We start from the raw sequence: 26,872 nt of genomic DNA, 5'->3' as shown, positions 1-26,872 counted from the left end.
CACCGTCCCTCCGGGCAATCACCCCTGACCGGCACGTACCGGCTGCAGTACCAGATCACGGTTGCGCCAGCCCAGTATCATCAAGGCGGGCACTTGCATCACGACACCGTAGATCAGTGCACTGGCCGACATTTCAGCACTCTGCAGCAACCCGCCGGTTACCAGCAGCGCCGTGCCGGCATTCTGAATACCAACTTCGATCGCCAAAGTGATCCGCCGCTCCTCGGACAACCGGGCCAGCCTGGCAAGCAGATAGCCTGTCAGCAAGGCACAGACCGCCAGCAGCAGCGCCACAGGGCCAACCTGCCCGATCAGGTCGGGCAGTTGTGCCCAGTTGGCCCGCACGATCGCGGTGACGATGGCGATCATGAACACCAGCGAACAGATTTTCACCGGCTTGATCATCCACGCACACCAATCCGGTTTGAAACCGGCCATCAACATGCCCAGCGCAACCGGCAGCAAAGTGACCAACATCACTTTCATGATGGTACCCAACACCGGAAACTGAGGCAGCTCACCGGTTAGCCCGTAAAAGTGCAACGCCAGCAGCGTCAACAGAGGCAGAGTAAAGGGGGTAACCAGACTGGTCACGGCCGTCAGGGTAATCGACAGCGCCGTATCCCCTCGCGCCAGCAGGGTCAGCATGTTGGAGGTTGCGCCTCCAGGGGCAAAGGTAAGGATCATCAAGCCAACCGCCAACAGAGGGGGCAAGTCGGCCCACCAGAGCACCAAAGCCCCCAGTAGCGGCAGTAACAGCAGCTGCGCGGCCACACCCAGCAGGACAACACCCGGCGCTTGCCATAGACGCATGAAATCGGATCGGGTCAATGTCATGCCAACCCCCAGCATGATACTGAACAGCGCCATGGGCAGAATTAACTGGGACAGATACGAAGCCTGCATGGAATGACATCCTGAGCAAATTCGAAAAGACCGGTCATGTTAAGTGATCCGGTGTGAAGGAACAATGACAGACCCTGGCAGATTCCGCGCCCTGACTGGCCTGCACCAGCCTACCCACATCTACTGTGGATAACACTGTGAAAATTTCATTACCAAAGGGCGTCAGCACCCGCCACTTCTTGCACGGGCACAAATTGTGTGTTTTTTGACCATCTGTTTTTTGACATTACAAATCAGTTACTTGGGTGGCCATAAAGTGAATGCGGACGTGCACTCCTAGTGCATGGCCCGATATAACGGTATCATAGCCGGCTGTTTTAACCGGAGTGCAAAACCGATGCAGGAGCAACTAGATCAACGCCGCCGGGCAGCCGAACGCGTAACCATTATCGGCGCCGTTTTGGATACCGTTCTGGGTGTGCTCAAGATCCTCATTGGCGTCATTGCCAACTCCAGTGCACTGATCGCTGACGGCATTCATTCTCTGTCCGACCTGCTCACCGACTTCATGGTCGTTGCCGTACTTCGCCTGTCGCATCGTGCTCCAGATGACAACCACCCCTGGGGTCACGGTCGCTTCGAAACCGTTGGGACCGTTGCGCTGGGTGTCGTACTGGTCGCGGTTGGCGGCGCCATGGCCTATGACAGTGTCAGCCTGCTCTTCGCCGCCGAGCATCCTGCATTGCCGACCTGGCCCGCTCTCATTGCGGCTGCCGTATCAATTCTGGGCAAGGAATGGATCTTTCGTTACACCCTTAAAATCGGCAAGCAACTGCAGTCTGACCTGATCATCGCCAACGCCTGGCACAGCCGCACCGATGCACTTTCTTCCATCGTAGTCCTGCTCGCCGTGGCCGGAGCCATGGCCGGCGTCTGGTGGCTCGACGCACTGGCTGCCGTACTGGTCGCCCTACTGGTTGGCAAGATCGGCTGGGACCTGGTCGCCAAAAGCGTCACCGAGCTGGTGGATACTGCACTGCCTGAGGAGCGTGTTGCCGAGCTGCGTGAACAGGTCCTGACAGTTGACGGCGTCGTAAACGTCCACAGCTTCAAGAGCCGCCTGATGGGAAACCAGAGCTTGCTGGAGATGCACCTGCAGGTTGCTCCGCACCTGAGTGCAGCCGAAGGCCACTATATTGGTGACAACGTTGTCTGCCAGCTGCAGAACCGATTTGATAACATCGGCCATGTCATCTTCCATATCGACACCTACGACGATGAAAAATATGACGATGTCTTCTGCCCGGTGATGCCCTCACGGAGTGAGATCAGTCAGCATCTGGACGCCACGATCAGCCGTATTCTCGGCGACAATCCGGACTATGAACTGATTCTTTACTACCACCCGGAATATATCGATCTCGATATCAAGGCATCTCAGCAGATTCACCAGCTGCTGCAGCACACCGGACTCTCCGCCCGGGAGCTGGAGGAGCAACTGCGCGAACAGCTGTCATTGCTGAACTGGTTCCGCGAACTGAACCTCTGGCTGCCCCCGCGCTAGGACGCAGAATCCACAACGATAAAAGCCGGCAGATGCCGGCTTTTTTGAACCTGCAGGTTTGACACTAGCGAACCGGCTGACGCATGGTAACAAACTCTTCCGCAGCTGTGGGGTGGATACCAATGGTACTGTCGAACACCGCCTTGGTCGCGCCCGCTTTCAGAGCCACGCCGATGCCCTGAATGATTTCGCCAGCCTCAGCTCCAACCATGTGCACGCCCAGCACACGATCAGTCTCGGCATCGACGATCATCTTCATCAGGGTCCGTTCATCGCTGCCACTAAGAGTATGCTTGAGGGCACGAAACTCAGACCTGAACACCTTGATTTCACCATGGCGCTCACGAGCCTGCTCTTCGGACAGGCCAACGGTACCGATATTGGGCTGACAAAACACCGCTGTCGGGATCAATTCATAATCCACCGCCGGGCTGCCCGCCGAGTAGAGATGACGCACCAGCGCCATTCCTTCGGCCAGGGCCACCGGTGTCAGCTGAACACGATCGATCACATCGCCAATGGCGTAGATGGAAGGCACCGACGTCTGGAAGCTGTCGTTGACGATAATAGCGCCACTGTCCTGCTGGGCGACACCAACAGCCTCCAGACCCAGCCCCTGAGTATTGGGCACTCGACCCGTAGCATAGAGAATCTGGTCGGCTTCCAGCACACGTCCATCGGTAAGCCTGGCCTGCAGACGTCCCGAGGCCAGCTTGTCGACACGCTCAATATTGCAGTTGAAGTTAAGGCCCACGCCTTTCTTGGCGACTTCCTGTGCCGTAAATTCACGTACTTCCTGGTCAAAGCCACGCAGGAAAAGATCACCGCGATAAATCAGCTCGGTGCGTGCCCCCAGGCCGGCAAAGATACCCGCGAACTCCACGGCGATATAGCCACCGCCAACCACGATCACGTCCTCTGGAAAGCGCTCCAGATCGAATACTTCGTTGGAACTGATGACATGCTCACGTCCTTCGAACTCCGGAATGAATGGCCAACCACCGGTTGCAACCAGAATCCGCTCAGCGGTGTAGGTCACATCCCCGACTTGCACCTCATGTTCACCAACGATTTCCGCACGCCCGTCGATCAGGTCGCAGCCCGCGTTCTTCATCAACTGGGTGTAGATACCATTCAGCCGGCTGATTTCCTGCTTTTTGTTGTCCCTCAGCGTCGGCCAATCGAACACCACATCCTGAGTGTTCAAGCCGTAACCGGCCGCCTCATGGAAGGACTCCGCATAATGTGAAGCATACACATACAGTTTTTTGGGCACACAACCCACGTTGACACAGGTACCGCCCAGGTAGCGATCTTCGGCAACGGCCACTTTTACACCTTCAGCCGCGGCCATGCGTCCGGCCCGCACGCCTCCAGAGCCCGCCCCGATCACGAACAGGTCATAATCAAAATCTGCCACTGTGCCTCCTTGAATAGATAACGAATCTGGCTCCATTGTACCCACCCGGGCGAATCACACCCAATAGAAATGACGCCGCTCACCCATAGCCAAAAGCTATCATCAACGCCGCTACATCAGGGGCGTTTCTGGTACCATTGATCCCCTTCGAATACTGCGTACCCTGTAAGGAATTGTATGAAACTGATCTCCTTCAACACCAACGGCATTCGTGCCCGCATGCACCAGCTTGAACGCCTGATCGACAAACACCAGCCGGACGTCATAGGCATTCAGGAAACCAAGGTGGCCAATGAGCAGTTTCCAGTCGAGCAGATTGAAGCCCTGGGCTACCAGGTGGTCTATCACGGACAGAAGACCCATTACGGGGTTTGCCTGATGTCGAAACAGCCTGCACTCAATGTCAAGTATGGTTTTGCAGGTGATGAAGAGGACGCCCAGCGCCGCATGATCATGGCGGACTTTATCAGCTCCAGCGGGCAAAAGGTTCGCGTACTGAACGGCTATTTTCCTCAGGGAGAAAACATCGAGCATCCAGTCAAGTTTCCGGCCAAGCGACGCTTCTACGCCGACCTGCTTGAGCACCTGCAGGCGGAATGCAGCCCGGAACAGCCGCTGGTGGTGATGGGTGACCTGAACATTTCGGCCGAAGACAAGGATATCGGCATCGGCGAACCCAATCGCAAACGCTGGCTCAGAACCGGCAAGACCAGCTTCCAGCCGGAAGAACGCGAGTGGCTGGCACGCCTGCACCAGTGGGGGCTGCAGGACAGCTTCCGCCGCCTGCACCCGGATGAGGATCAACTGTTCAGCTGGTTCGACTATCGCAGCCGCGGCTTTGATGACGATCCCAAGCGAGGCCTGAGAATAGATGCAATTCTGGCAACCGAAGGACTGCTGGAACAGTGCATCGATGCCGGCATCGATTACGAGATCAGGGGCATGGATAAACCATCGGACCACGCCCCCATCTGGGCTGAATTCAAAATCTAGAATTCAGTGACCGGGCAGCGGAAGCTGTCCGGTTTCAACACCAGCAGATCACAGCTGACTCTGTCCATCAACCGCTCGGCCGAGCTGCCCAGCAACAGGCGATCGATGAAGCCCCTTGCCAGGCTACCCATCACTAGCACATCCACCAGTTTTTCCTCGGCCCAGGCCGGCACCAGATGATGCAGTTCGCCTTCCAGCAGATGTACGCAGGGATCCTTGACCGACAGGCCGTAGGGTGCAATCAGCTCATCGATACGGGCGTGATGCTCAAGGCGTACCTTTTTCTGCAGCGCCTCGTAGTCCACCACCAGATGCTCGTCGAAAATCGCAGAGTGTGGCAGTGTATTGAACACGTGCAATACATGTAGTTCCCCCTCCAGCTGCTGTGCCAGACCCGCTGCGTGCTGCAGCAAACGCTGGTCCAGTTCTGCCGCCTCATCATCCAAGTGAAAGGGATCGATCGCCGCCGCGATGACCGGCCGGTCATTCCAGTGTGGTTTCTTGCTCAACAGCAGTGGTGCCGGACATTGACGCAGCAGCCGCCAGTCAGGTGCCGACAACAGTTGCTGCAGGGGATTGGCGTGAGCTTCAGGCGCATGCACCACCAGGTCAGGCTGGTAACGCAGTGTCTTTCGTACCAGCCCCTCAGCGCCGTCCCTGTCCCAATATACATCAGCACCTGCACTGATACCCTGCTGCTGCAGCTTGTCGACATGGGAGATCAGTCCTTTTTCAACCTTGCGCAACACCGCCTGAACCGCATGTTGGCGACTTTCCGCATCGAACAGATGACTGCCTGCCAGCCCTGCCGAATAGACACAGCTGAACAACTCCACCTGCGATTCGGGACCGCTTAATCGACGCAGCTTCTGCAACACCTCTCCCCGATGCTCGTCCACTGCCAGACTCACCAGCAAACGCGTGTACTGATTCATGGCACCCTCGATACTTAATCCATCAGACTTGAGCATAGCCCGCCTGACTCGGGCAAGTAAACGAACTACATCAAGCATTGATCGCGCTTTCAGCTGTTCGACATGGGACCTTGGCAAACGTCGGTGATAGAATACAGCCTTTCATCTGTATCAGAGCATTATCCGGATGATGTGGAAACCGGCCCTGCGTCTGCTGCCCTTGCTGCTGCTACCACTGCCCCTGCTGCTGACCGAACGCGTTGCTGAACTGTCCTCCGCCCATCGGCTGTTTTTAGGTACCCTGCCCTGGCTGGTCGGTCTGATCGTTATCATGCTGTCGCTTGGATTCAAGCAAAGCCGGGCACTGCTGACCACACTCCACCTTGGCGCAGTCGCCGGCCTGTTTGAGGTAACCAGCTCAGCCCCGCTCGACAACCCGGCGAGTTATATTTTGCTGATTGCACTCGGCCTGTGCTGGCCACTGATGCTGGGCTGGCTCACCCTGTTGCCAGAACGACGCACCCTGTCCCGCGCCGGACTGCTGCGTATTGCCATTTTGCTGGCGCCCTACGCTGCCCTAGCCCTGCTCTGGCACTATCATCCCATGCAGCTGGTACATCTCCTTCCCCTGCTGCCACTGCCATTCATCGACCAGCTGTATGCCCAGCTGACTATCAGTCCTTTCGTGTTCTGGTGGCAGCTGGGTGGCATATGCATCCTGACCACTCTCAGTCTGCTGCTGCACAACCGAGATGTTCTGCTCAATATCACCCTGAGCCTCTGTGTTCTGCTGGCCCTGACCGATACCACCTCGGCCGTACACGGCCAGCTGTACCACCTGTTGGGACAACTGGTGCTGCTGACAGCTGTTGTTCGGCATGGATATGACATGGCATTTGTCGACACTCTGACCGGCATTCCCGGTCGCCGTGCGCTGGAGCACCATTTGATCAGCCCAGGCCGCGGCTACAGCATCGCCATGCTGGACATTGACCATTTCAAACAATTCAACGACCGCTATGGTCACGATATTGGTGATCAGGTTCTGCGCATGGTGGCCAGTCAGTTGCGCCACGTCGGCGCGGGCGGTCGCCTGTTTCGCTATGGCGGTGAGGAGTTCACCATTGTGTTTCGGCGCGGCTCGGAGGACAGCGTTAACAAGGCGCTGGAAGCCGTACGTGAACGCGTAGCCCAGTACCCAATGCAAATCCGCGGTACGAACCGCCCCAAACATGACGATACGGGGCAAGCATTGCGCAAAAAGGGCAACAACGGTGAGGCCGTCAAGGTTACCATCAGCATCGGCTTTGCAACCCAGGCCAACGGCGAACCGGCCGAGGCGGTGATCAAGCAAGCCGACCAGGCACTCTATGCAGCCAAGCGTGGCGGCCGCAACTGCACCCGCTCTGCGCAGCAGAATACGCCGCATAAAAAAAGGCGAAGCCTCAGTGACTTCGCCCGTAATCAAGCAGACTGATCAATGTTGTTGATCAGCGGTTGCCATATTCCTCGGCCCGCTCCTCGATATGGATCGGCTCCTCCGGCTCCTCGCCGACATGTTCCTGCATTGCCTTCTTCGAGCGCTTTTCGAACAGCAGGTACAACAGGATGCCAACCGCCAAACCATAGGCCGCACCGTAGACAGACAGCACCACACCCATGGTACCGGCCACCCCCATGGAGGTGGCATTGTCGATCTGCTCAACCCCCACACTGATACACAGGTAACCGGTAATCAGCAGCGTCAGGGACAGTGCAATCGGCAGAACCGGCTTGAACACGGTGACCAGCGGCAACATGAACAGCGCGATGAAACCGACAATCCAGAAGATGCTGGCACCACTGTAGATGGTGTCCATCGCCTTGCGACCGTAACGGTAGCGCTCGGCAATGGTCGCCATGGCGCCGGTAAACAACGGACCAGCCAGACCCGGATAGGGCGCCAGCAGCGAGTGCAGCAGGTTACGGATTGCGGTGACCAGATGCACGCGGTCTACGTTGACTTCAATTTTCTCGTCCGGGCGCAAGTGATCGACTCGGTCGAGCAGACTCTTGCCGACAATGATGTCACCGAACGCGATGATGTAGGCAATAATGGCGGTCGGAATCGCCATCCAGATCACCTCCAGCGAAGGCAGACCTACACCGAACACGGTGTAATCCAGCATCTTGTCGAATGCCGGCGACGTCAGGCCGAACTGGACATCCGGCACCGGATATTCCCCGGCGCCCCAGCCGATAACCATGGCGACGATCGCACCCGGCACCATGCCGTATCCGGCGATGATACGCGCCCAGCGGTGTTTCTCGGTCCAGTCGCGGAACGACAGCGAGAACAGGATGTAGCCGGTTACGGCACCACCGATGATCAGGGAGATCGGTGTTTGCGCCAGACGGCCGCCTTCGACGATCTCGCCGGAGATGGCCGCAATACCGGCACCCATCAGGATGCCACCCTTGATCGAGGCCGGAAAGAGATCAACCAGCTTGCTGCCCAGGCGCGTAACGCCCAGCAGGAAGAAGATCAGAGTCACCACCAGCTGCAGGCCGATCAGGGCACGAATAGCATCGGGACCCGGCTCGAAATTGCCCAGATAGAGACCGACCACCGGGATGGCCGGTGTAATCCAGCCCGGCACCATAGGTACGCCGAGGATCGTCGGCAACATGAAACCAAAGCCACAGACCACGACAAACGCCAGCGCCACGTCATAGGGCAGGCCCAGATATTTTTCCAGCAGCGGGATCATCGCCATGCCCACAACGAACATGATCAGGGCCTGAATGGTCTCCGGCCATTCCCAACGGTGATGGATGAAAGGTAAACGAACCTTGAAAGGCCCGAACTTCCAGTATGGATGTTCGGCCCCGTGCTCACGCCGATAAAGTCCCATAAATGCTCCCCATAAGCGATACGGTATTTGTTCTTGGAATATTCGGACATTCCCTTATGTCCGATGCGGGGAGGACAGTACTGGCAGGCGTCATACAAGTCGAGTTGTCGACAATCAACTTTAGTCGCTAGTTAAACTAAAGTATACGGGAAAACCACTACTTCAGCTTCAAGCACGGCGCCTGACGTGGTTTCGGGACAGCTTTAAGTATACCCATAAGATATAGGGATATGATTTCTACATATATTAGAAGAATGGGATTCAACGCTAAAATGGGATAGTATTGCCGGCAAATAACAAGATCAACGAGGAAACTTGTGACCGATCCCCTGACCCTAAACCACCCCCAGTCTCCCGGTCTGCCGCAGGACAGCCTGGAGCTGATGAAAGAGAATGCGGCAGCAGCAGCCAAGCTGATGCGCGTACTGGGCAACGACAGTCGCCTGTTGATTCTCTGCTACCTGGATGGCAAGGAGCTATCGGTATCCGAACTCAACCGCTGCCTGGACCTGAGTCAATCCGCCCTGTCCCAGCATCTGGCCGTACTGCGCCGCGACGGACTGGTACGCACCCGACGCGAATCTCAGACCATCTACTACTCCCTCAATGGCGACACTGCCATCACCATCATCCGGACCCTGCACGAGCTGTTCTGCCCAACCCCGGCCTGAACTGACAATCAGCCCAGCAGGCCGGTCTGCGTCAGGAACATGAACATTCCCGTGCCGGACAAGATACTGATCAGCGGGTTGCGCAACAGCAGATGCAGCACCGCCACTACCACTAGCGCCGCCAGGGATGGCAATAGATCGGCCCCCGTTATCAACGCATCCTTGAGCGCATAGATCAGCAGCAACACCATCAGTACCGGCGGCAGATAACGCCCCAGGTGCTTGAGCATCGGATGCTCCGCCCAGCGGTACAACAGTACAAAAGGCAAGGCCCGGGTCAGGAAGGTCGCTACAGCCGCCACCAGCACCACACTCAGAAGATACGCAGTCGAGTCCACTCCACCCCTCCTCGCGCCATCACTAGCAATGAAACCGCCATGGCGATCGACAGCATTAACATGTTATCCGGGCTGATCAGCAGAGCCGCTACACCAATCGCCAGTGCCAGGGCGAATACCCGAGGCCGGCGCACGGCACGGTACTGCTCGATGGCCAGCACCAGAAACAGTGCGGGCAGCGTGAACTCAATGCCAGCCGTTGAAAATTCGATCTGTCCACCCAGCCAGGCACCCAACGTACAGCCAATCACCCAGTACAGGTGATTCAGTGCCGCAATACGAAACTGCAATTGTGAACGCAGCCGATCACAGGCTGTATTCAGCATGGTCAGCAACGAGTAGGTTTCATCGGTCAGCGCATAGATCAGGTACCAGCGGCGCGAACCGCTGAGCTTCAGGCTGCTCAGCAGCGACAGACCATACACCATGTGACGCGCGTTAAGCAGCAAGGTGGCGACGAACACCTCGACCAGCCCGGCATGGTTGGCCAACAGGCCCACAGCAAGAAACTGGCCCGCACCGGCATAGATCACCACCCCCATCAGGGCGGCATACAGCCAGTGGTAGCCCAGTTCCGAAAACATGACGCCAAAGGCGGCACCCAGCGGTATATAGCCAAAGAGCACCGGCAGCGACAGCCGCAGTGCTGAAGTATTGGATTCAGGATTCATATAACCAAAATGCCGCCCCGAAAGGCGGCAACTTTACAGCGGGAAAAGTTAATCAGTGTTGCAGACGGTAGATCTGCCAGTCCTCGGTGGGCTCATTGAGCATCATTTTCATATCCACCACATCTTCTTCCATGTTGTAGCTGTTTTTGAAGCCCAGCTTACGCGCCAGCCCCTGCATCCCCTTGTTGGAGGGCATGGTCGATCCGACCAGCTGCAGTGTTCCCCGGGCGCGGCAATAATCGATCGCTTTTTGCATCAGCATCACGCCCAGACCCTCGCCCTGCATGTCATCACGCACCACGATCGAGAACTCACTGCGTACATTATCAGCATCGGTAACCGCACGCACTACTCCAAGTGTCTCGAATCCTGCACCACTGAGTTTCGGTGCCGTAACGATGAATGCCATCTCGCGGTCATAATCGATCTGGGTCCAGGTAGCCAGCTCTGCATGGCTGGGCACACCGCGGCTGTAAAAGTATCGCAACCGGATCGATTCGGGGCTCAACTGGTTGAAAAACTCCAGATGCGCCGGCTCATCTTCCCCGCGAATCGCTCTCAGTGTTGCGCTGCGACCGGAACGCTTCAGCGTTACCTGCTCGGTCAGGTACTCGGGATAAGGCGAGATCGACAGCTGTGCCGGCTGCCCCAAAGACACTGCACAATCAACCGCCAGCAAACCGCGCTTGTTGAGCAGCAGCGGGTTGATCTCAAGGCATTTCAGTTCCGGCAGATCAACCGCCATCTCCGACAGGCGAATCAGCATTTCGCAAAGATGGTCGACATCCCGTTCAACCTGGTAGCTGTTCTCGGCAATGATATTGTAAACACGCGAGCGCTTGACCAGCTGGCGTGCCAGGGCAAAGTTCAGCGGCGGCAGCATGATGTTGCGGTCAGCGAGCACATCAATGGTGTAGCCACCGACACCGAACAACATCAGCGGACCGAACACGGGATCCCGGGTGATACCCACGTTGACCTGCATCGACTGGAAGCCACGCTTCATCTGCTGGACAACAAAGCCATGGGTCTCTTCTGGCGCATAATTCTCGCCGACTCGATAGGCCAGTTTGGTGGTCGCATGACGCACCTCGCTGATCGAGTAAAGATCCAGCGCCAGGTCGCGCCAGCGCTGATGCGCCGTGTTGTCGTAGCAGAATGGATAGACGTTATCGCGGTGCAGTGCCTTGACCGCAACCGAGCCGCCCATCTGGCGGGCGATATCCACCACACCGTTAATATCATCGGCATAACCGGTATTGGGCGTGGGAATCTCGTACAGGTCGAGCAGCTGACAGGACTCGGCATGGGTCAAGTAATCACGCCCCTCTGCCTGCGCCTGCTGCAACATCTGTCGCGCACGCTTGCGGTTGGGAAGGTTATGCAGGTGGAAAGGCGCCGGCGTCTGCCGCATCGCCGCCTGATTGCGGTGATATTCCACCATCTGCATGAACGCATCGACCGCTTCTTCCGGCGTCATGAAGGTGGGAATGCCCGAAGCATTACAGTGGTTGCGGGCTTCAATCGCCGAGTAGCGTCCCATCCAGCAGGTCAGTACGTTACGCGGCGTCTTGCGCGCCACCTTGATCACTTCATCGGCGGTGGCGACACTGGCGGCCATCCGCGTCGGCGCATGGATGGTCAGCACCGCATCCACATTGGGGTCCTTGGTCAACAAGCGCGTCACTTCAGCAAAACGTGCCGGTGTCGCATCAGTATTCAGGTCCACCGGGTTGCGCCCGTTCCAGCTGGGCGGCAACAACTCGGCCAGCGCCTGACGGGTCTCTTCAGTGATCTCCGCCAGCTTGCCCTGCTTGCGCAGCAATCGGTCAGTCGCCAGCGCATTGGGCCCCATGCCATTACAGAGGATAGCCAGACGCTCACCCCGCATCGGCTTCATCCGCGACAGGGTTTCCAGAGCATTGAACAGCTGATCGGAGGTTTCCACTCGTACCGCACCGGCGCGACGCAAGGCGGCATCATATACCTGGTCCTCATCACTGATGCCTGGTGCCAGCTCAACCGAATAGCGACCGTCCTGAACGATGTTGGACTTGAGTACCAGTACCAGCTTATTGCGCGAGGCAGCCCGTACCGCGGACACAAAATTGCGCGAGGCACCAATGATCCGATCCATCTGCAGCAGAATAGCCTGAGTCGCCGGCTCCTTGGCCAGATAGTCGATTATTGCAGGCAGGTCCACGTCGACACCATCACCCAGTGTCAGGAAATGAGAAAACCCGATTTCCTGGCCGCTGGCCCAGTCAATCATCGCCGTCCCCAGCAGGCCGGACTGACCCACATAGGCCACCTTGCCCTTGCGGATATTCACGTGTGAATAGCTGGCGTTCATTTTTGAACCGGGTACCAGCAAGCCCATGCAGTCCGGGCCCAGAATACGAATACCGTATGGGCGGGCAGCTTCACGCACCTCCTCACGCAGCGACTGACTGTGAGCCGTATCCGCAGGATTCAAGCCGCCGGTCAGAATCATCGCCGCCTTGACCATGTTGGCACCCAGTTTGCGGATAATGCCGGCCACCGATTCCGGCGGCGAGCAGATGATCGCCAAGTCCGGCATCTCCGGCAGATCGGCCACGCTGCGATAGCACTGAACGCCGTGAACCTCGTCATACCCTTGCGCATTTACCGCCATCAGCTTGCCCGGGTACTGGCTCTCGATCAGGTTGCTCAGCACCACGCCCCCCATGCTGTCATCACGCTCGGAGGCTCCGAACACAGCGATGGATTGTGGCTTAAAAAAACGCTTGAGGTATTTTGTTGACACTCAGTGAGTTCCTTTATTGACGGAATCAGTTTTCATTCAGGCGTCACACCTGATAGCGTATTCTATATTTTTCGCACCTGCAGCAAAAGCCGGATACCAGGCCAATTGCAATAGGACTTTGGGCACAAAACTTTACCTGTCCCAGGTGACAACCGACTGCTATGCTCGCCCCTCGGGAACGATAGCCAGAGCAAGGAGATTCAAATGACGCGCATGCCCCTTCCAGACATAAAGAACAGCATAGACCGGGTTATTCATGCAATCGAGGGCCGTTACACCCAAGGCCTGTCCCCTGCTTCGCTAACACTGGCTTATCTTGACTGGCTGACTCATACCACCCATTCTCCCGGCAAAATCAACGAAATGCTGGAAAACATGCTGCGCAAGGCCAGCGCCTTCGGCCTTTGGGCAGCACGCGCCAGCCTTGACAGTGAAGCTCCGCCCTTCATCACACCACTGCCCGGCGACCGTCGCTTCAGGGATGTTGCCTGGAAACGCTTCCCATACAACATCATGTCGCAAAGCTTCCTGCTGCAGGAACAATGGTGGCACTATGCCACAACCGGCATTCCGGGCGTTGCCAAGCACCATGAAAACGTCGTCTCTTTTGCGGCACGTCAGTGGCTGGACCTGTTTTCGCCTACCAACTATCCGGCCACCAACCCGCTGGTCGTGGAAAAGGCAGTTCAAACTGGAGGCCAGAGCCTGGTCAAGGGGCTGCAGAATCTGCTGGAAGACATGCAGCACAACCTGCTCGAAGAAGCCGATCCGGAAAACCAGCCTTTCGCCACGGGCAAGAATCTGGCCGCAACCCCCGGCAAGGTGGTTTTCCGCAACCGCCTGATTGAGCTGATTCAGTACTCCCCCACCACCGACAAGGTCGCCGCCGAGCCGGTTCTGATCACACCGGCCTGGATAATGAAGTACTACATCCTCGACCTGTCAGAGCACAACTCCATGGTGCGTTACCTGGTCGATAAGGGACATACTGTGTTCATGATCTCCTGGCATAACCCGGACGCGCATGACCGGGACATGGGTATGGGAGACTACCTGCGCCGCGGCGTCATGGACGCCCTGAAAGTCATCAACGCAGTGATACCTGAACGCAAGGTACATCTGGTCGGATACTGCCTCGGCGGCACTCTGGCCACGATTGCGGCGGCGGCGATGGCCCGTGACAACGATGACCGCCTGCAGTCGCTCACCCTGTTTACCGCACAAACCGACTTCACCGAAGCCGGCGAGCTGATGCTGTTCATTGACGAAAGCCAGCTCAGCTACATGGAAGACATGATGTGGGACAAGGGATATCTCGACACCCAGCAGATGGCCGGCGCCTTCACCCTGCTGCGCTCCTACGACCTGATCTGGTCACGCATGGTCAGCGAGTACCTGCTGGGTGAGAGCCCGCGGATGAACGACCTCATGGCCTGGAACGCAGACTCCACCCGTATGCCGTACCGGATGCATTCGGAGTATCTGCGCCGCCTGTTCCTCAATAACGACTTGGCCAGCGGCCGCTTCCGTGTCGGCGACCGCCCGATCTCGCTGCGCGACATCCGCGTTCCAGTGTTTTGCGTTGCCACCCAGACCGACCACGTCGCTCCTTGGCGCTCGGTGTACAAGGTCCATGATCTGATGAATACCGAAGTCACCTTTATCCTGACCAGTGGCGGCCACAATGCCGGCATCGTCAGCGAACCGGGTCACCCTCGGCGCCATTACCAGCTCGGCGTCCAGACCGCAGAAGACAAGCACATTCCGGCCGACGACTGGGTCATGCGTCACGAGAGCCGAGAAGGCTCCTGGTGGGAGCCCTGGGCCGACTGGCTGTCAAAGCACAGCACGACACAAGTCACCCCGCCCGCTATCGGTAATTCCGACGCCGGTTATCCTGCCATCGCACCCGCTCCCGGCACCTACGTGTTTGAACGCTAGGCTTTCCGGCCGATCACGCCCTGTAGGGCGTGATCGATTGATCCAGATCGCATTTTTTTCCATTTTTGATAGGAATTTTTTATTTTGAAGCCCACTCAGGGCTGAACTATATTCGCGCTTAGATGAGGGAGTCATCTAAGGGCGCAAACCCCCGTGCTTCCTGCACCCGCACCCTTTCCCCATCTTTCACAATCGCGGCACCGCCGTTTCCGTAAACTTTTGTGTGAGAGTAAGAACGATGGGCACCAAAATTCGTGTCGATCAAGTGGCTGATGACGAGCTGGATGACTGGAATGAACAGTTCAATGACGAGGAAGAGGTCAGTCGCAGCAAGGTGAAATACAACGGCAAACGCCGACGTCAAATTGAGGACTTCATGGAAGAGCGCCGCCTGAAGCGGCAGATCAGCGATAGCTTTGACGATTTCGATCACTTGCGTGAGTGATTGAGCAAGCCGGCAGCGACTCAGACTTCACTGCCGGCCGATTCGCCCTCAAATCGGGTCAATACGGACATGAAGTCCGGCTCCTGAGACAGTGACAGCAGGCGCTGCTCCTGACGTGCCTGCTCTCGATACTCATCCGAGATGCTGACCGCCTGTTTCAGGTAGTCCAGCGCGATACGGCTGGCTCCCAAGTCGGCGTAGGCACAGGCCAGCTGGAAGTAGGCATGACCGCTGTCAGGCTCCACCGTCAACGCCCGGTTACACAGCGATATGGCCCACTGGTGCTGATTGAGCTCCAATGCTGCATCCGCCTTGTAGGTCAGCGCCTCGGCATTATCCGGACGCAGCTCGAGGATACGATCATAGAGGCGTATCTTCTGCTCCCATGAGGTCTCCTGAGTCGCCTTGACCCAGAGCGTTTGCACCTCGTTGGTAACCTCAAGCTCGTGCTGGTTTTCCTGGATGATACGGGACTTGCGCAGCAGCTCCTTCTCCACCCGCTCCAGACGCTCTTCATACTCTTCAACCAGACGCCCCACCTTCTCGTCAGCAATCGATTGCACACGATCACGAATCTCGCGAATCGAGTTCCAGCCGACGATCAACAGAATTGATGATGCAGCGGCGATCAGGTAGAAAAAGTAGGTTACCGTATCAGTGGCGTAGGAGATGGAACTGTTGGCCACCTTGAGCTCACGATCGGTAATCTCACGGATCATCTCGACCTTCTGCTGCTCCAGCTCGGACCGCAGAACCTTAATCTCGTCGATGATATAGCGCTCGATGAACGGCTTGTACAGCGGCTCATCGAGCTGCTCCACCTGCTCGCGCAGCGTAGACCTTTCAGCCGCCGTTTCTGCCGCCACAACGGAAGCGGCCCCCGAGTCGGGGGCCTCCGTTTGCGCCATGGCAAGGCACGGCAGAAGCAGCAGCAGGGCTACCTTCAGGCAGCGCATATCACATCCCCGTGACCTTCCTGCTCAATCAGGGCGTAGTGCATGGCGCGCACAGCCGGCTCATAATCGTCCTGGTTGACGATACACTGCATCTCCACCTGTCGCATGGACTGGTGCAGGGCCTGAACGCTAATACCGGCATCCGCCAATGCAGTCGCGGTCTTGGCCAGAATACCCGGCACCTTGAGGTTGGAACCGATCGCAGAGACGATCGCCACCTTGTGCAAAGCCACCTCGGCATCACCAAACATGTCACCGATGAGACGCTGGGCACGGTTGACCATCTTGCGCGAACCGGCCACGAAATAGGTGATGCTGTTGGCGTCGGAGTCACGGTTGACGACGTACAGACGCAGATCATTCAGCAGCTTGAGCAGCTCGATGTCATATTTGGCTTCACCCAGCATGTCCTGGTCGAAGATCTCGATCGCAAAGACATTGGAACGACCCGCAATGATTTCAACACGCGGCTCGGAGCTGCAGTAGTCGGTACTGATCACGGTACCGGCATGATCAGGCTCGAAGGCATTCTTGATGCGCAGTTCGATCTCCTGCTGACGCAGACCCTTGGCAGCCTTGGGGTGGATCGCCTCCATACCCAGGTTGGACAGCTGGTCCGCCACGTCGTAATTGGTACGACCAATGGTAACCACCTTATCCAGACCGACGATACCGGGATCAGCGGTGCTCAGGTGGAACTCCTTGTGGATCACCGCTTCGGCGGCGCCCGTCTTGGTCGCGATCTTGCTGAACGTCATTTCGCTGTAGCCACGATCGAAGGTGCGCATCAGGCCTTCGCTGCAGTGGGTATAGCCGGTAACGATCGGCATCTCACTGGCCACATCGATATCCTTGAAGCTCACTTCGATCATTTCATCGAACGGCAGCGGCTTCGGCTGGTCCCAGCCGGACAGATCGACAAAGCGTGCATTAACGCCATGTTTGCGAAGCGCCAGGACACTATTATGAGCACTGTGGGCTTCACCAATCGCCGCCAGCATTTCGCGCACTTTCATCAGATGCTCGTCGAGCTGGAAGTGCCCATTGGAACAGAGCTGCTCCAGATTCAGCATAATCGCTTCCACATCAGCGATACGCTGACTGATGAAACGATCCGCTTCCGCACGCTCAACGGAATCACCAAACAACTCAAGGTTGATTTCAAGCATGCGGGCACGCACATCGGCCAGCGCTTCACGCCAGGCACCTTCGTTTTCAGCATTGGCAAAGCGCGCATAAACACCCGGCTCACCGGTTTTCTTGTGCTCAAGCAGCAGGTTGGTAATGCCGCCATAAGCGGAGACAACGAAGATACGGTTGTACAACTCTTCTCCCGTACGCTCACCAATCAGAATGGTATCCATCAGCTCGCGAAAGCGACTCATTGAGGTACCGCCGATCTTCTCTACAGTATGCATGTTATTTCCTGTTGGCTCTCTCGTGTATTGCTGCCCCTGAATGGCAATGGGTGGTCGATATACAAACATGCCGGCATTCAGCCGGCATGTTTCGCTCAGGGTGGCGATCAGGCCTCGACCGTCTCCGCTTCCAGCGGATAGACGCCATTCTCGTCGTGCACCTCTTTACCATTCAGTGGCGGGTTGAATACACACGCCAGCTTCATCTCTTTGGTTGCACGCAGCAGGTGTTCATCATGTTCGTTCAGATTATACAGCGTCCCGGGCTTGATCGAATAGATTTTGCCATCGGCAAGCGTTTCGACTTCGCCCTCACCACTGATGCAGTACACCGACTCCAGATGGTTCTGATACCAGATATGAGTCTCGGTGCCTTCATAAATAGTGGTGATATGGAAAGAGTACCCCATGTTGTCATCTTTCAGCAGCATACGGGTACTTTCCCAGTTCTGGGATACTACTCGACGTTCAGACTTTTCGCACTCTTCGAGCGTTCTAACGATCATTACAGCTTCTCTTGTTCAGTGGATTTCAGTAAATGAATGCAGCCTGCGTTCGCTGCAAGGCCTCAAGAGGCCTTGCGCTCACGAGCAGCCAGTGCGTCAGCAAACGCCCTGTCCAGCACCTTGAGGCCAAATTCGATCTGTTCGTCCGTCAGCACCAGCGGCACCAGACACTTGACTACCTGATCATGGGCACCACTGGTCTCGATCACCAGTCCCTGCTCGAATGCGCTGCCTGTCACAGCACCCGCCAACTCACCATCCGGACACTCGATGCCGCTCATCAGGCCACGCCCCTTCAGCTTGAGCGTCTTGGCACCATGCGCCTTGATGATCGCTTCGAGACCCGCGCGCAGTTTTTCCGCCTTGTGGCGTACCTCCTGCTCGAACTGATCATCAGACCAGAAGGTCTTGAATGCGGCCGCGGCCGTAATAAACGCATGGTTGTTGCCACGGAAGGTACCGTTATGCTCGCCCGGGCTCCACTGGTCCAGCTCTGGACGGAAGATGGTGACCGCAAACGGCAGACCATAACCGCTGAGAGACTTCGACAGAGTCACGATATCCGGCTGGATTCCCACCTCTTCAAAGCTGAAGAAGCGACCCGAACGCCCACAACCGGACTGGATATCATCCACGATCAGCAGCATGTCATGACGACGGCAGACCTTTTCCAGGTTACGCAGCCACTCGAATGAAGCGGCATTAAGACCACCCTCACCCTGAATCGTCTCCACGATAACAGCCGCCGGCTGGTCGACACCACTGCTCGGATCGCTGAGCACTTTATCCAGGTATTCGGTGGTATCCACACCTTCACCCAGGTAGCCGTCAAACGGCATGCGCGTAACGTCAGACAGCGAAGTCCCCATGCCGCCACGGTGATGCTGGTTACCGGTCGCCGCCAGAGCGCCACCGCTTACACCGTGGAAACCGTTAGTGAAAGAGATGATGTTGCTGCGCCCCTTGACCTTGCGCGCCAGTTTCATCGCCGCTTCGACTGCATTGGTACCGGTCGGGCCGGTGAACATCACCTTGTAGTCACCCATGCCTCGCGGCGCCAGGATCAGGTCGTGGAACGTCTGCAAGAAGTGAGCCTTCGCCTCGGATTGCATATCAAGACCATGCGTCAGACCGTCATTGCTGATGTAGTCGATCAGCGCCTGCTTGAGCACTTCATTGTTGTGACCGTAGTTCAGCGTGCCGGCACCAGCGAGGAAATCGACATACTCCTTACCGTCTTCGGTTGTCAGTACAGCTCCCTTGGCCTTGCTGAAGGTCACTGGGAAGGAACGACTGTATGTACGAACTTCAGATTCAGTTTTCTGGAAAATATTCATCGATCTCTCCTGAGTTACGAATTCGGTTTGGCGAGCTTGAACGGGCCGGCGCGATACAACATTTCATCGTCATGCTGGCCATCGAAGTGCTCTTCGCGAGAAAACAGCACCGAGCGCTCAACCGGCGCTGACAGGGCTGCAAACACACGTGCAAAAAGGGTTTCTGAAGCAACATTGCCCGGCGTGATGGTGGTCTCGATGTACTGCACACCGACTGGAGCCAGGCGCTCAGTCAGCGCCAGCAGCATCCGCTGACCCAGCTTCTGACCACGGCAACGGGCATCGACAGCAACCTGCCAAACAAACAGGGTGTCTTGACGCTCGGGTGGTCGATAACCTGAGATAAAACCGACCACCTCACCATCAGCATTCACGGCCGCGATGCCGGTTTCGGCGAAATGGCTGCAGTGCAACAAATTGCAGTAAACGGAGTTGGGGTCCAAAGGGGAACAGCGCTCAACGAGCTTGTGAAGGGCGAAGCCGTCAGTGGCCTCAGGCTTACGTAGCGTAAAAATGTCAGAATCCATAGTATTTGATTTATTTAGCCTTGCTATGGTTTTTAGTATAAAACATATCTAAAATGACATTTCAACCACGAAAGCAATCGTAACACTTAGAAGAGATACACTCATATAGCGACATAGTTGCTGTTTTTCACCCCAATTACCTCAATAAAAGCTCAAAGTTACATTGTTTTGCATTACAAAATACTGAGTTTCGGGTAGTAAAGATATTTTGCATTACTCTACAAATCAGGCTAAAAAGCGCCCAGAATCCAAACCTGTACCGGGGAAACTTCCAAGCGCTATGGACAAAAGTCAGGACGCACTGGTGTTACTGCGCCAGATCATTCGGGCCACCGACCTGCACGACAAACACCTGAGCCGCATGACCGGCCTTACCATGCCTCAGCTGATGACCATGCAGACACTGCATATCAATGGCCCACTGACCATCGGCATGCTGGCCAAAGAGATGAATCTGGCCCAGGCGACGGTTACCAGCATTCTGGACCGCCTTGAGCGCAAGAACCTCGTTCGTCGCGAGCGCAGCCATACGGACAAACGAAAAGTCCTGGCCTGCCCGACTGAAGAGGGACTGGAGCTGCTGAAATCGGCACCTGCCACTCTGCAGGACACCTTCATTCGTCAGTTTGAAGACATGCATGACTGGGAGCAGTCGATGATCGTAGCGGCCCTTGAGCATGTCTCCCATATTCTCGGCGCACACCACCTTGATGCCGCCCCCATGCTGGATATCGGCGCCCTTGATCGGACCAGTGACAGCAGCGTCCCCGAATACCTTCAGGCCGAGCACAACAACCTGAAAAACTGAACTGCCGCCAAGTCGTCGCCGCCATTCGGGTCTGTTATGATGTGCCTTTTGCATCTGTGGATGGACAGTTCAACATGAGCCGATTCTGGAGCCCGGCTATTCAGTCACTCGTGCCGTACACACCGGGCGAACAGCCCAAGGTGGACGGCCTGATCAAGCTGAATACCAACGAAAACCCCTACCCGCCCGCCCCTGCCGTTGAGGCCGTGCTGCGCCATTTCGACAGTGAACGACTGCGGCTGTATCCAGACCCGGACTGCCAGGCGCTTAAGCAAGCCCTGGCCGACGATGCAGGACTGGCTCGCAATCAGGTGTTCGTCGGGAACGGCTCAGATGAAGTACTGGCACTGACCTTCATGGCACTGCTGCGCCAGCCAAAGCCGCTGCTACTGCCTGAAACCAGCTACAGCTTCTACAACGTCTATATTGATCTGTTCGGAATTGACGCGCGCCATATTCCTCTGACTGAGGACTTCCGCATCGATCTTGATGACTACTGCGGCGAAAATGGCGGCATCATCTTCGCCAACCCCAACGCCCCGACCAGCATCAGCGTCGATTTGGCCGCCCTCAAGACTCTGCTCGAGCGCAATACTGACTCTGTCGTGGTGGTCGATGAAGCCTATGTGGACTTTGGTGCGGCAAGCGCCACCCGCCTGGTTGAGCAGTACCCCAACCTGCTGGTGATCCAGACCTTCTCCAAATCACGCTCACTGGCCGGCATGCGCGTTGGCTTTGCGTTCGGCCACCCGGACCTGATCGAAGCCCTGGAGCGGGTCAAAAACAGCTTCAACTCCTACCCGCTGGACATGCTGGCCCAGCAGACCGCCATTGCAGCGATTGAGGACAAGGAGTATTTCACTGCCTGCATCAACCGGGTAATCGAAACCCGCAGCTGGACCACCGAACAGCTGCAAAAGCTCGGCTTCGAGGTCCTGCCGTCACACACCAACTTCGTGTTTACCAGCCATCCGCAAGTACCTGCGGCCGAGCTGATGCAGTACCTGCGTGACAACAAGATCCTGGTGCGTCATTTCACCAAACCCGGTATCGATAACCACCTGCGCATCACCATCGGTACTACCGAGGAGATGGAAGCGCTGATCAGCTGCCTGCAGGCACACCCAGCACTTTAACCCAATCATCGAGGCGCTCAGAGCGCCTCGCCTTCAACCCGGTTGCGACCGCTTTGTTGTGCGATCAGCAGGTTTTCCCGTGCACGCCGCATCATTGCGGCCGCATCATCTTCAAGATTGATCGCTGACGCCAGCCCAACACTGATCGTCCAGTTCAGATTACCGGTACTGTAGGGCAACTCCAGGTTTTCGATCGCACCACGCATCCGCTCAGCCGCCAGCAAACCCTGCTCGTGATTCGTTTCAGGCAACACGACGACCAGCTGATCATCGGCATAGCGCGCCAGAAAGTCAGAAGTGCGCTTGAGCGCATGCAGCATCATCACCGTCTGCTGCAATACTTGATCACCGGCATCCCAGCCATAGCGGTCATTGATACCGCTGAGATCATCCACGTCGATCAGCAACACACTTGTTGCACCGTCATAACGCAGTGCTTGCGCCGTAGCCATCTCCAGCACAGGGATCAAAGTACGGCGATTATAGGCACCTGTTAACGGATCGCGCTGCGCCTGATGGGAAAGCTTGCGCTCCAGATGCTTCTGGGCGGTCATATCGCGGGCACTCCAGACCACCTCGCCCTGCTCAGACATCATCCAGCGACCTCTAAACCAGCAAGGCTCGGAGAGCCCTAGCTCACGCAGCACAGGCAGGTGCTCGGGCCTTAACTGATACTCCAGCTCCATCACTTCCTCACCCTCCGCCAGTTGTCTCAGCACCTGACGAAACTGAGTCAGCAAGTCATCCGCGAACAGCTCAGACAGCACACGCCCCACCAGCACATCCGGTTGACACCAGACCTGCTCTGCATCACTGGCCGCCACTATCGTTTCATTATCCAGCACCAGTACCGGATCCTGACAGGTGTTCAGCATCGCCCGATAACGCGCTTCATATGCATCTGTACTCATTACCTTTCCCCTGTATTCAGATCTGCAAGCCATGCCGATGGCCTCATCCCTATCCTGATATATATCCATACCCCCTCTAAGACTATACTATGTTCCCATTAAGGGACTATATGAGTCTTGTCATAGCGGCTCACAGGAGTATTTCACATGGCCGACCAGGTGTTGATGGCACGTCAGCCAATCTTCGATGCCAGGCAGAATGTTATTGCGTATGAGTTACTGTATCGCAGTGAAGATGGCGTTAACCCATTGCCGTTAATCAGCGGTGAGGCTGCCAGTAGCCGCGTCATTCTGCATTCGTACACCAGCATCACCGATGCCGGTAATCTGCGCACCCTGCCAGCCTTCATCAATTTCAGCCAGCAAATGCTGGAAGCCGAAACTCTGCCATCGCTTTCTCCACGTGAGATCGTGATCGAGATACTGGAAGACTGTCTGGTGACACCACAGCTAATCCAGGCAGCGCAGCGCTTGCGCGATGCCGGTTTCAGACTGGCGCTCGATGACTTCACCTATGACCCGACCTTTGATCCTCTGCTAAAAATAGCCCATATCGTAAAACTCGATATTCGCGCCCTTTCGGCCTCAGAGCTGCGCCAGCAGATCGAACATTTGCGCCCGTACAAAATTACGCTGCTCGCCGAGAAGGTGGAGACCCTGGAAGAGTACCAGCTTTGCCGAGAACTCGGCTGCGAGCTTTTTCAGGGCTTCTTTTTCAGCAAACCTGAGCTGCTGAAAGGTCGCAAAGCCTCCGGCAGCAAGCTGATCATCAGCCAATTGTTGGCCGCCTTGAGCCAGCCGGAAACCAGTTTTGACCAACTGAATGACATACTGTCACGCGACCCCGCACTTAGCTATAAACTGCTGCGGCTGAGCAATTCCGCCGCTTTTGGTCTGCAACGCAACCTGAGCAGCCTGCAGGAAGCGCTCGTCTACCTGGGTATTGATGAGCTGAAGAAATGGGCTTCACTGATCATTCTGGCCAATGATTACGGCAAGCCCAGCGAGCTGGTTCGCCAGATACTGCTTACCGCTCGCTTCTGCGAACTGCTCGCCGCTGCTTATCCTGCCGTCGACAATGGCGAAGCCTTCATGACCGGACTGCTGCTGCATCTGGATGCCTTGATGAACCAGACACAAGACGAACTCCTGCAGCAGATTGACGTTTCAGGCAAGATTTATGATGCCCTGACGGATCGCCAGGGTGAGTTAGGCCAGTTACTGCAACAGGTCGAAGCCTTTGTACATGGCAACTGGGCCAGCACCGACCGAACACTCACAACCAAGCTGCAACGTTGCTACCTCAGCAGCCTGGAGTGGTGCCGCGAGTCGATGCAATTGATGGGGCAGCTATAGCTGCAGCTGCTGCCCCGATCACACCTTACTGCAACGGGGCCGTCATCGATTCTACCGCGGCCTTGAGCGCAGCCTCATCACAGGTACCGCAGGTTCCCTTGGGCGGCATGGCACCCTTGCCGGAAAGAACGGTCTGGGTCATCGCATCAACACCCTTGCCAATACGCGGCGCCCAGGCTGCCTTGTCTTCCAGCTTGGGAGCTCCGCCCAGCCCCGCTTGATGACAGGCAACACAATGCTTCTGCACCACCTCATCCGCCGTCATTGCCTGAGCGGAAAGCGGCAAAGCAACCAGAGCAGCAACAGCCAGAACACTACGCATCTTCATACTCTTATCTCCATAATTTTCGTCTCAGAATAACGTCAGCCGCATTTCAACACTATGACCTGCAACAGCCAAGCATAAAAAAAGGCGACCCTGAGGCCGCCCTTTTCCATCCCATAATCCGCTATGGCTTAGCTGCTCAATTCCAGCAGCAGCTTGTTCAAACGCTGCACATAACTGGCCGGATCGTCCAGAGTAGCACCTGCCGCCAGACCTGCCTGGTCAAACAGCACCAGTGCCAGTTCGCCAAAACGATCTTCATCCGGCTCCTGGTCCAACTTGTCGATCAGCGGGTGCTCAGGGTTAATCTCGAAGATCGGCTTGGTATCCGGTACCTGCTGACCCGCCGCTTCCATGATGCGACGCATCTGCAGCCCCATATCATAGTCACCAATCACCAGACAGGCAGGTGAATCGGTCAAACGATGAGTAATGCGGACGGAATCAACCTTGTCTTCGAGCACCTTGTTCAAGCGCTCGATCAACCCTTCATGCTCCTTGGCCACCTCTTCCAGCTTCTGCTTCTCTTCTTCGGACTCGGTCTCGCCCAGATCCAGCTCACCCTTGGTGACATCCTGGAAGCTGTGGCCGTCGAAGTCGAACAGCTGGCTCATCATCCATTCATCGATACGCTCGGACAGCAACAGCACTTCGATACCCTTCTTGCGGAATACCTCAAGGTGGGGGCTGTTCTTGGCGGTATTGAAGGAGTCTGCCACGACGTAGTAGATCTTCTTCTGACCTTCCTGCATACGACCCACGTAGTCCTCAAGGGATACGTTCTGTTCAGCGGTTCCGCTGTGGGTAGAAGCAAAACGCAGCAGCTTGAGGATCTTGTCACGGTTGGCCATATCCTCGGCCGGACCTTCCTTCATCACCTGACCGAAGGTCGTCCAGAACTTGGCGTACTTGTCGGCGTCATTCTTGGCCAGCTTGCTGAGCATATCCAGCACACGCTTGGTCAGCGCAGAGCGCAGCTTGTCGACGCTCGGATCCTTCTGCAGGATCTCACGCGACACGTTCAGTGACAGGTTATTGCTGTCGACCACACCCTTGATGAAACGCAGGTACAGCGGCAGGAACTGGTCGGCCTGATCCATGATGAACACGCGCTGCACGTACAGTTTCAAGCCACGCGGTGCTTCGCGGTTCCACAGGTCGTAAGGAGCATTTTCCGGCACGTACAGCAGACTGGTGTACTCCAGATTGCCTTCAACCTTGTTATGCGACCATGTCAGCGCATCGGAGAAGTCATGGGAGATATGCTTGTAGAACTCCTGATACTCCTCGTCATTCAGGTCTGACTTGGAGCGAGTCCAGAGTGCAGTTGCCGAGTTGACGCTTTCCAGCTCGGGCGCCTTGCTTTCCTCTTGACCTTCCTCGGTTTCACCCGGCAGCGCTTCTTTCAGCATTTTCACCGGGATAGAGATGTGGTCGGAATACTTGCGCACCAGTGAACGCAGACGGAAACCGTCGGCAAATTCCTCTTCACCTTCCTTCAGTTTCAGTACGATGCGCGTACCACGCTGAGCCTTGTCGATGCTGGCGATGGTGAAGTCCCCCTCACCAGTGGATGACCAGTGCACGCCATTATCAGCAGACTCTCCAGCACGACGGGTGTAGACGTCAACACGCTGAGCCACGATAAACGCGGAGTAGAAGCCAACACCGAACTGACCGATCAGCTGACTGTCCTTGGCCTGATCACCGGTCAGACTGGACAGGAAACCTGCCGTGCCGGACTTGGCAATGGTACCGAGGTGGTCGATCACATCCTGGCGGTTCATACCGATACCACGGTCTTCAATGCTGACCGTACCGGCTTCCTTGTCGAATTCGATGCGGATATCGAGGTCAGTATCCCCTTCATACAGTGCATCGTTGTGCAGGGCTTCAAAACGCAGCTTTTCGGATGCATCCGACGCGTTTGAGATCAGCTCACGCAGGAAGATCTCCTTGTTGGAGTACAGCGAGTGGATCATCAGATGCAGCAGCTGCTTTACTTCCGTCTGGAAACCAAGAGTCTCTTTCTGTGTTTCTGTAGTCATGGCGGGTTTACCTAACCTCCGAGAACAAACTTTCAACCCTTCCTGATATAGGGTTGCTG

At 56.4% G+C, this 26,872-nt stretch carries 24 protein-coding genes; 9 read left to right on the top strand and 15 right to left on the bottom strand.

What is annotated here, in order from left to right; genetic code table 11:
- Positions 1-18 precede the first annotated feature (18 nt).
- On the bottom strand, positions 19-906 hold the full coding sequence (locus ABD013_RS03100) for a bile acid:sodium symporter family protein (protein WP_343802133.1): 888 nt from the start codon (positions 904-906) through the stop codon (positions 19-21).
- A gap of 337 nt (positions 907-1,243) precedes the next feature.
- Between ABD013_RS03100 and ABD013_RS03095 the strand changes: the two genes are divergently transcribed.
- Complete coding sequence (locus ABD013_RS03095; protein WP_343802130.1) at positions 1,244-2,410, top strand: cation diffusion facilitator family transporter; 1,167 nt, start codon at positions 1,244-1,246, stop codon at positions 2,408-2,410.
- A 64-nt stretch (positions 2,411-2,474) separates the two neighbouring features.
- Here ABD013_RS03095 and gor read toward each other — a convergent pair whose 3' ends face one another.
- Entirely contained in the window at positions 2,475-3,830 is a 1,356-nt protein-coding gene (gene gor / locus ABD013_RS03090) for a glutathione-disulfide reductase (RefSeq protein ID WP_343802127.1), read from the bottom strand.
- 177 nt (positions 3,831-4,007) lie between these two features.
- Between gor and xthA the strand changes: the two genes are divergently transcribed.
- On the top strand, positions 4,008-4,823 hold the full coding sequence (xthA, locus tag ABD013_RS03085; protein ID WP_343802124.1) for an exodeoxyribonuclease III: 816 nt from the start codon (positions 4,008-4,010) through the stop codon (positions 4,821-4,823).
- On the opposite strand, the gene ABD013_RS03080 is transcribed toward xthA, so the two are convergent.
- Positions 4,820-5,758, bottom strand: coding sequence for a universal stress protein (locus ABD013_RS03080; protein ID WP_343802122.1), 939 nt, complete (start codon positions 5,756-5,758; stop codon positions 4,820-4,822). The genes xthA and ABD013_RS03080 overlap by 4 nt on opposite strands.
- Positions 5,759-5,924: 166 nt before the next feature.
- On the opposite strand from ABD013_RS03080, the gene ABD013_RS03075 reads away from it, so the two are divergent.
- Positions 5,925-7,214 carry a GGDEF domain-containing protein gene (locus ABD013_RS03075; RefSeq protein ID WP_343802119.1) on the top strand — a complete coding sequence of 430 codons (1,290 nt, stop codon included), beginning with the start codon at positions 5,925-5,927 and terminating at the stop codon, positions 7,212-7,214.
- 13 nt (positions 7,215-7,227) lie between these two features.
- Here the strand turns inward: ABD013_RS03075 and ABD013_RS03070 are convergent, their stop codons facing one another.
- On the bottom strand, positions 7,228-8,631 hold the full coding sequence (locus ABD013_RS03070) for a permease family protein (RefSeq protein WP_343802117.1): 1,404 nt from the start codon (positions 8,629-8,631) through the stop codon (positions 7,228-7,230).
- 383 nt (positions 8,632-9,014) lie between these two features.
- Here ABD013_RS03070 and ABD013_RS03065 point away from each other — a divergent pair, with 383 nt between their 5' ends.
- Complete coding sequence (locus ABD013_RS03065; RefSeq protein WP_343803953.1) at positions 9,015-9,302, top strand: ArsR/SmtB family transcription factor; 288 nt, start codon at positions 9,015-9,017, stop codon at positions 9,300-9,302.
- 8 nt (positions 9,303-9,310) lie between these two features.
- Here ABD013_RS03065 and ABD013_RS03060 read toward each other — a convergent pair whose 3' ends face one another.
- From ABD013_RS03060 to ABD013_RS03050, 3 genes are read right to left on the bottom strand one after another with little or no spacing between them, the layout of a single operon-like run.
- Positions 9,311-9,640 (bottom strand): AzlD domain-containing protein, encoded by a 330-nt coding sequence (locus ABD013_RS03060; protein ID WP_343802114.1) that lies wholly within the window; start codon positions 9,638-9,640, stop codon positions 9,311-9,313.
- Positions 9,616-10,311 (bottom strand): AzlC family ABC transporter permease, encoded by a 696-nt coding sequence (locus ABD013_RS03055; RefSeq protein WP_343802112.1) that lies wholly within the window; start codon positions 10,309-10,311, stop codon positions 9,616-9,618. Before ABD013_RS03055 ends, ABD013_RS03060 begins: the two co-directional genes overlap by 25 nt.
- 52 nt (positions 10,312-10,363) lie before the next feature.
- Positions 10,364-13,099: a bifunctional acetate--CoA ligase family protein/GNAT family N-acetyltransferase gene (locus ABD013_RS03050; protein ID WP_343802109.1), complete on the bottom strand. Its 2,736-nt coding sequence runs from the start codon at positions 13,097-13,099 to the stop codon at positions 10,364-10,366.
- A gap of 204 nt (positions 13,100-13,303) precedes the next feature.
- Between ABD013_RS03050 and ABD013_RS03045 the strand changes: the two genes are divergently transcribed.
- The gene (locus tag ABD013_RS03045; protein ID WP_343802106.1) at positions 13,304-15,040 is read left to right on the top strand and encodes a PHA/PHB synthase family protein; all 1,737 of its coding nucleotides are present in this window, start codon (positions 13,304-13,306) and stop codon (positions 15,038-15,040) included.
- 238 nt (positions 15,041-15,278) lie between these two features.
- On the top strand, positions 15,279-15,485 hold the full coding sequence (locus ABD013_RS03040; protein WP_343802102.1) for a PA3496 family putative envelope integrity protein: 207 nt from the start codon (positions 15,279-15,281) through the stop codon (positions 15,483-15,485).
- A 20-nt stretch (positions 15,486-15,505) separates the two neighbouring features.
- Here the strand turns inward: ABD013_RS03040 and ABD013_RS03035 are convergent, their stop codons facing one another.
- From ABD013_RS03035 to ectA, 5 genes are all read right to left on the bottom strand, one after another.
- Entirely contained in the window at positions 15,506-16,441 is a 936-nt protein-coding gene (locus tag ABD013_RS03035; RefSeq protein ID WP_343802099.1) for a TPR end-of-group domain-containing protein, read from the bottom strand.
- On the bottom strand, positions 16,429-17,859 hold the full coding sequence (locus ABD013_RS03030; RefSeq protein ID WP_343802097.1) for an aspartate kinase: 1,431 nt from the start codon (positions 17,857-17,859) through the stop codon (positions 16,429-16,431). The genes ABD013_RS03035 and ABD013_RS03030 overlap by 13 nt, the downstream gene beginning before the upstream one ends.
- Positions 17,860-17,966: 107 nt before the next feature.
- On the bottom strand, positions 17,967-18,365 hold the full coding sequence (locus ABD013_RS03025; protein WP_343802095.1) for an ectoine synthase: 399 nt from the start codon (positions 18,363-18,365) through the stop codon (positions 17,967-17,969).
- 62 nt (positions 18,366-18,427) lie between these two features.
- Positions 18,428-19,702 (bottom strand): diaminobutyrate--2-oxoglutarate transaminase, encoded by a 1,275-nt coding sequence (ectB, locus tag ABD013_RS03020; protein WP_343802092.1) that lies wholly within the window; start codon positions 19,700-19,702, stop codon positions 18,428-18,430.
- Positions 19,703-19,716: 14 nt separating this feature from the next.
- On the bottom strand, positions 19,717-20,229 hold the full coding sequence (gene ectA, locus ABD013_RS03015) for a diaminobutyrate acetyltransferase (protein WP_343802089.1): 513 nt from the start codon (positions 20,227-20,229) through the stop codon (positions 19,717-19,719).
- 280 nt (positions 20,230-20,509) lie between these two features.
- Between ectA and ABD013_RS03010 the strand changes: the two genes are divergently transcribed.
- Both ABD013_RS03010 and hisC read left to right on the top strand, forming a co-directional pair.
- Positions 20,510-21,037 carry a MarR family winged helix-turn-helix transcriptional regulator gene (locus ABD013_RS03010; RefSeq protein WP_343802086.1) on the top strand — a complete coding sequence of 176 codons (528 nt, stop codon included), beginning with the start codon at positions 20,510-20,512 and terminating at the stop codon, positions 21,035-21,037.
- Between the two features lie 74 nt (positions 21,038-21,111).
- Positions 21,112-22,173: a histidinol-phosphate transaminase gene (gene hisC / locus ABD013_RS03005; protein WP_343802083.1), complete on the top strand. Its 1,062-nt coding sequence runs from the start codon at positions 21,112-21,114 to the stop codon at positions 22,171-22,173.
- 17 nt (positions 22,174-22,190) lie between these two features.
- Here hisC and ABD013_RS03000 read toward each other — a convergent pair whose 3' ends face one another.
- Positions 22,191-23,084: a GGDEF domain-containing protein gene (locus ABD013_RS03000; RefSeq protein WP_343802080.1), complete on the bottom strand. Its 894-nt coding sequence runs from the start codon at positions 23,082-23,084 to the stop codon at positions 22,191-22,193.
- A gap of 147 nt (positions 23,085-23,231) precedes the next feature.
- Here ABD013_RS03000 and ABD013_RS02995 point away from each other — a divergent pair, with 147 nt between their 5' ends.
- Positions 23,232-24,440, top strand: a complete 1,209-nt coding sequence (locus ABD013_RS02995; RefSeq protein WP_343802077.1) for an EAL and HDOD domain-containing protein — start codon at positions 23,232-23,234, stop codon at positions 24,438-24,440.
- A 25-nt stretch (positions 24,441-24,465) separates the two neighbouring features.
- On the opposite strand, the gene ABD013_RS02990 is transcribed toward ABD013_RS02995, so the two are convergent.
- On the bottom strand, positions 24,466-24,768 hold the full coding sequence (locus ABD013_RS02990; RefSeq protein WP_343802074.1) for a c-type cytochrome: 303 nt from the start codon (positions 24,766-24,768) through the stop codon (positions 24,466-24,468).
- A gap of 128 nt (positions 24,769-24,896) precedes the next feature.
- Positions 24,897-26,813 carry a molecular chaperone HtpG gene (htpG, locus tag ABD013_RS02985; RefSeq protein WP_343802072.1) on the bottom strand — a complete coding sequence of 639 codons (1,917 nt, stop codon included), beginning with the start codon at positions 26,811-26,813 and terminating at the stop codon, positions 24,897-24,899.
- Positions 26,814-26,872 lie beyond the last annotated feature (59 nt).

The sequence above is a fragment of the Marinobacterium maritimum genome, from assembly GCF_039523155.1.
Lineage (GTDB): Bacteria > Pseudomonadota > Gammaproteobacteria > Pseudomonadales > Balneatricaceae > Marinobacterium > Marinobacterium maritimum.
The sequence above is the reverse complement of the archived record's forward strand: the minus strand, read 5'-3'. Positions and strand labels throughout refer to the sequence as shown.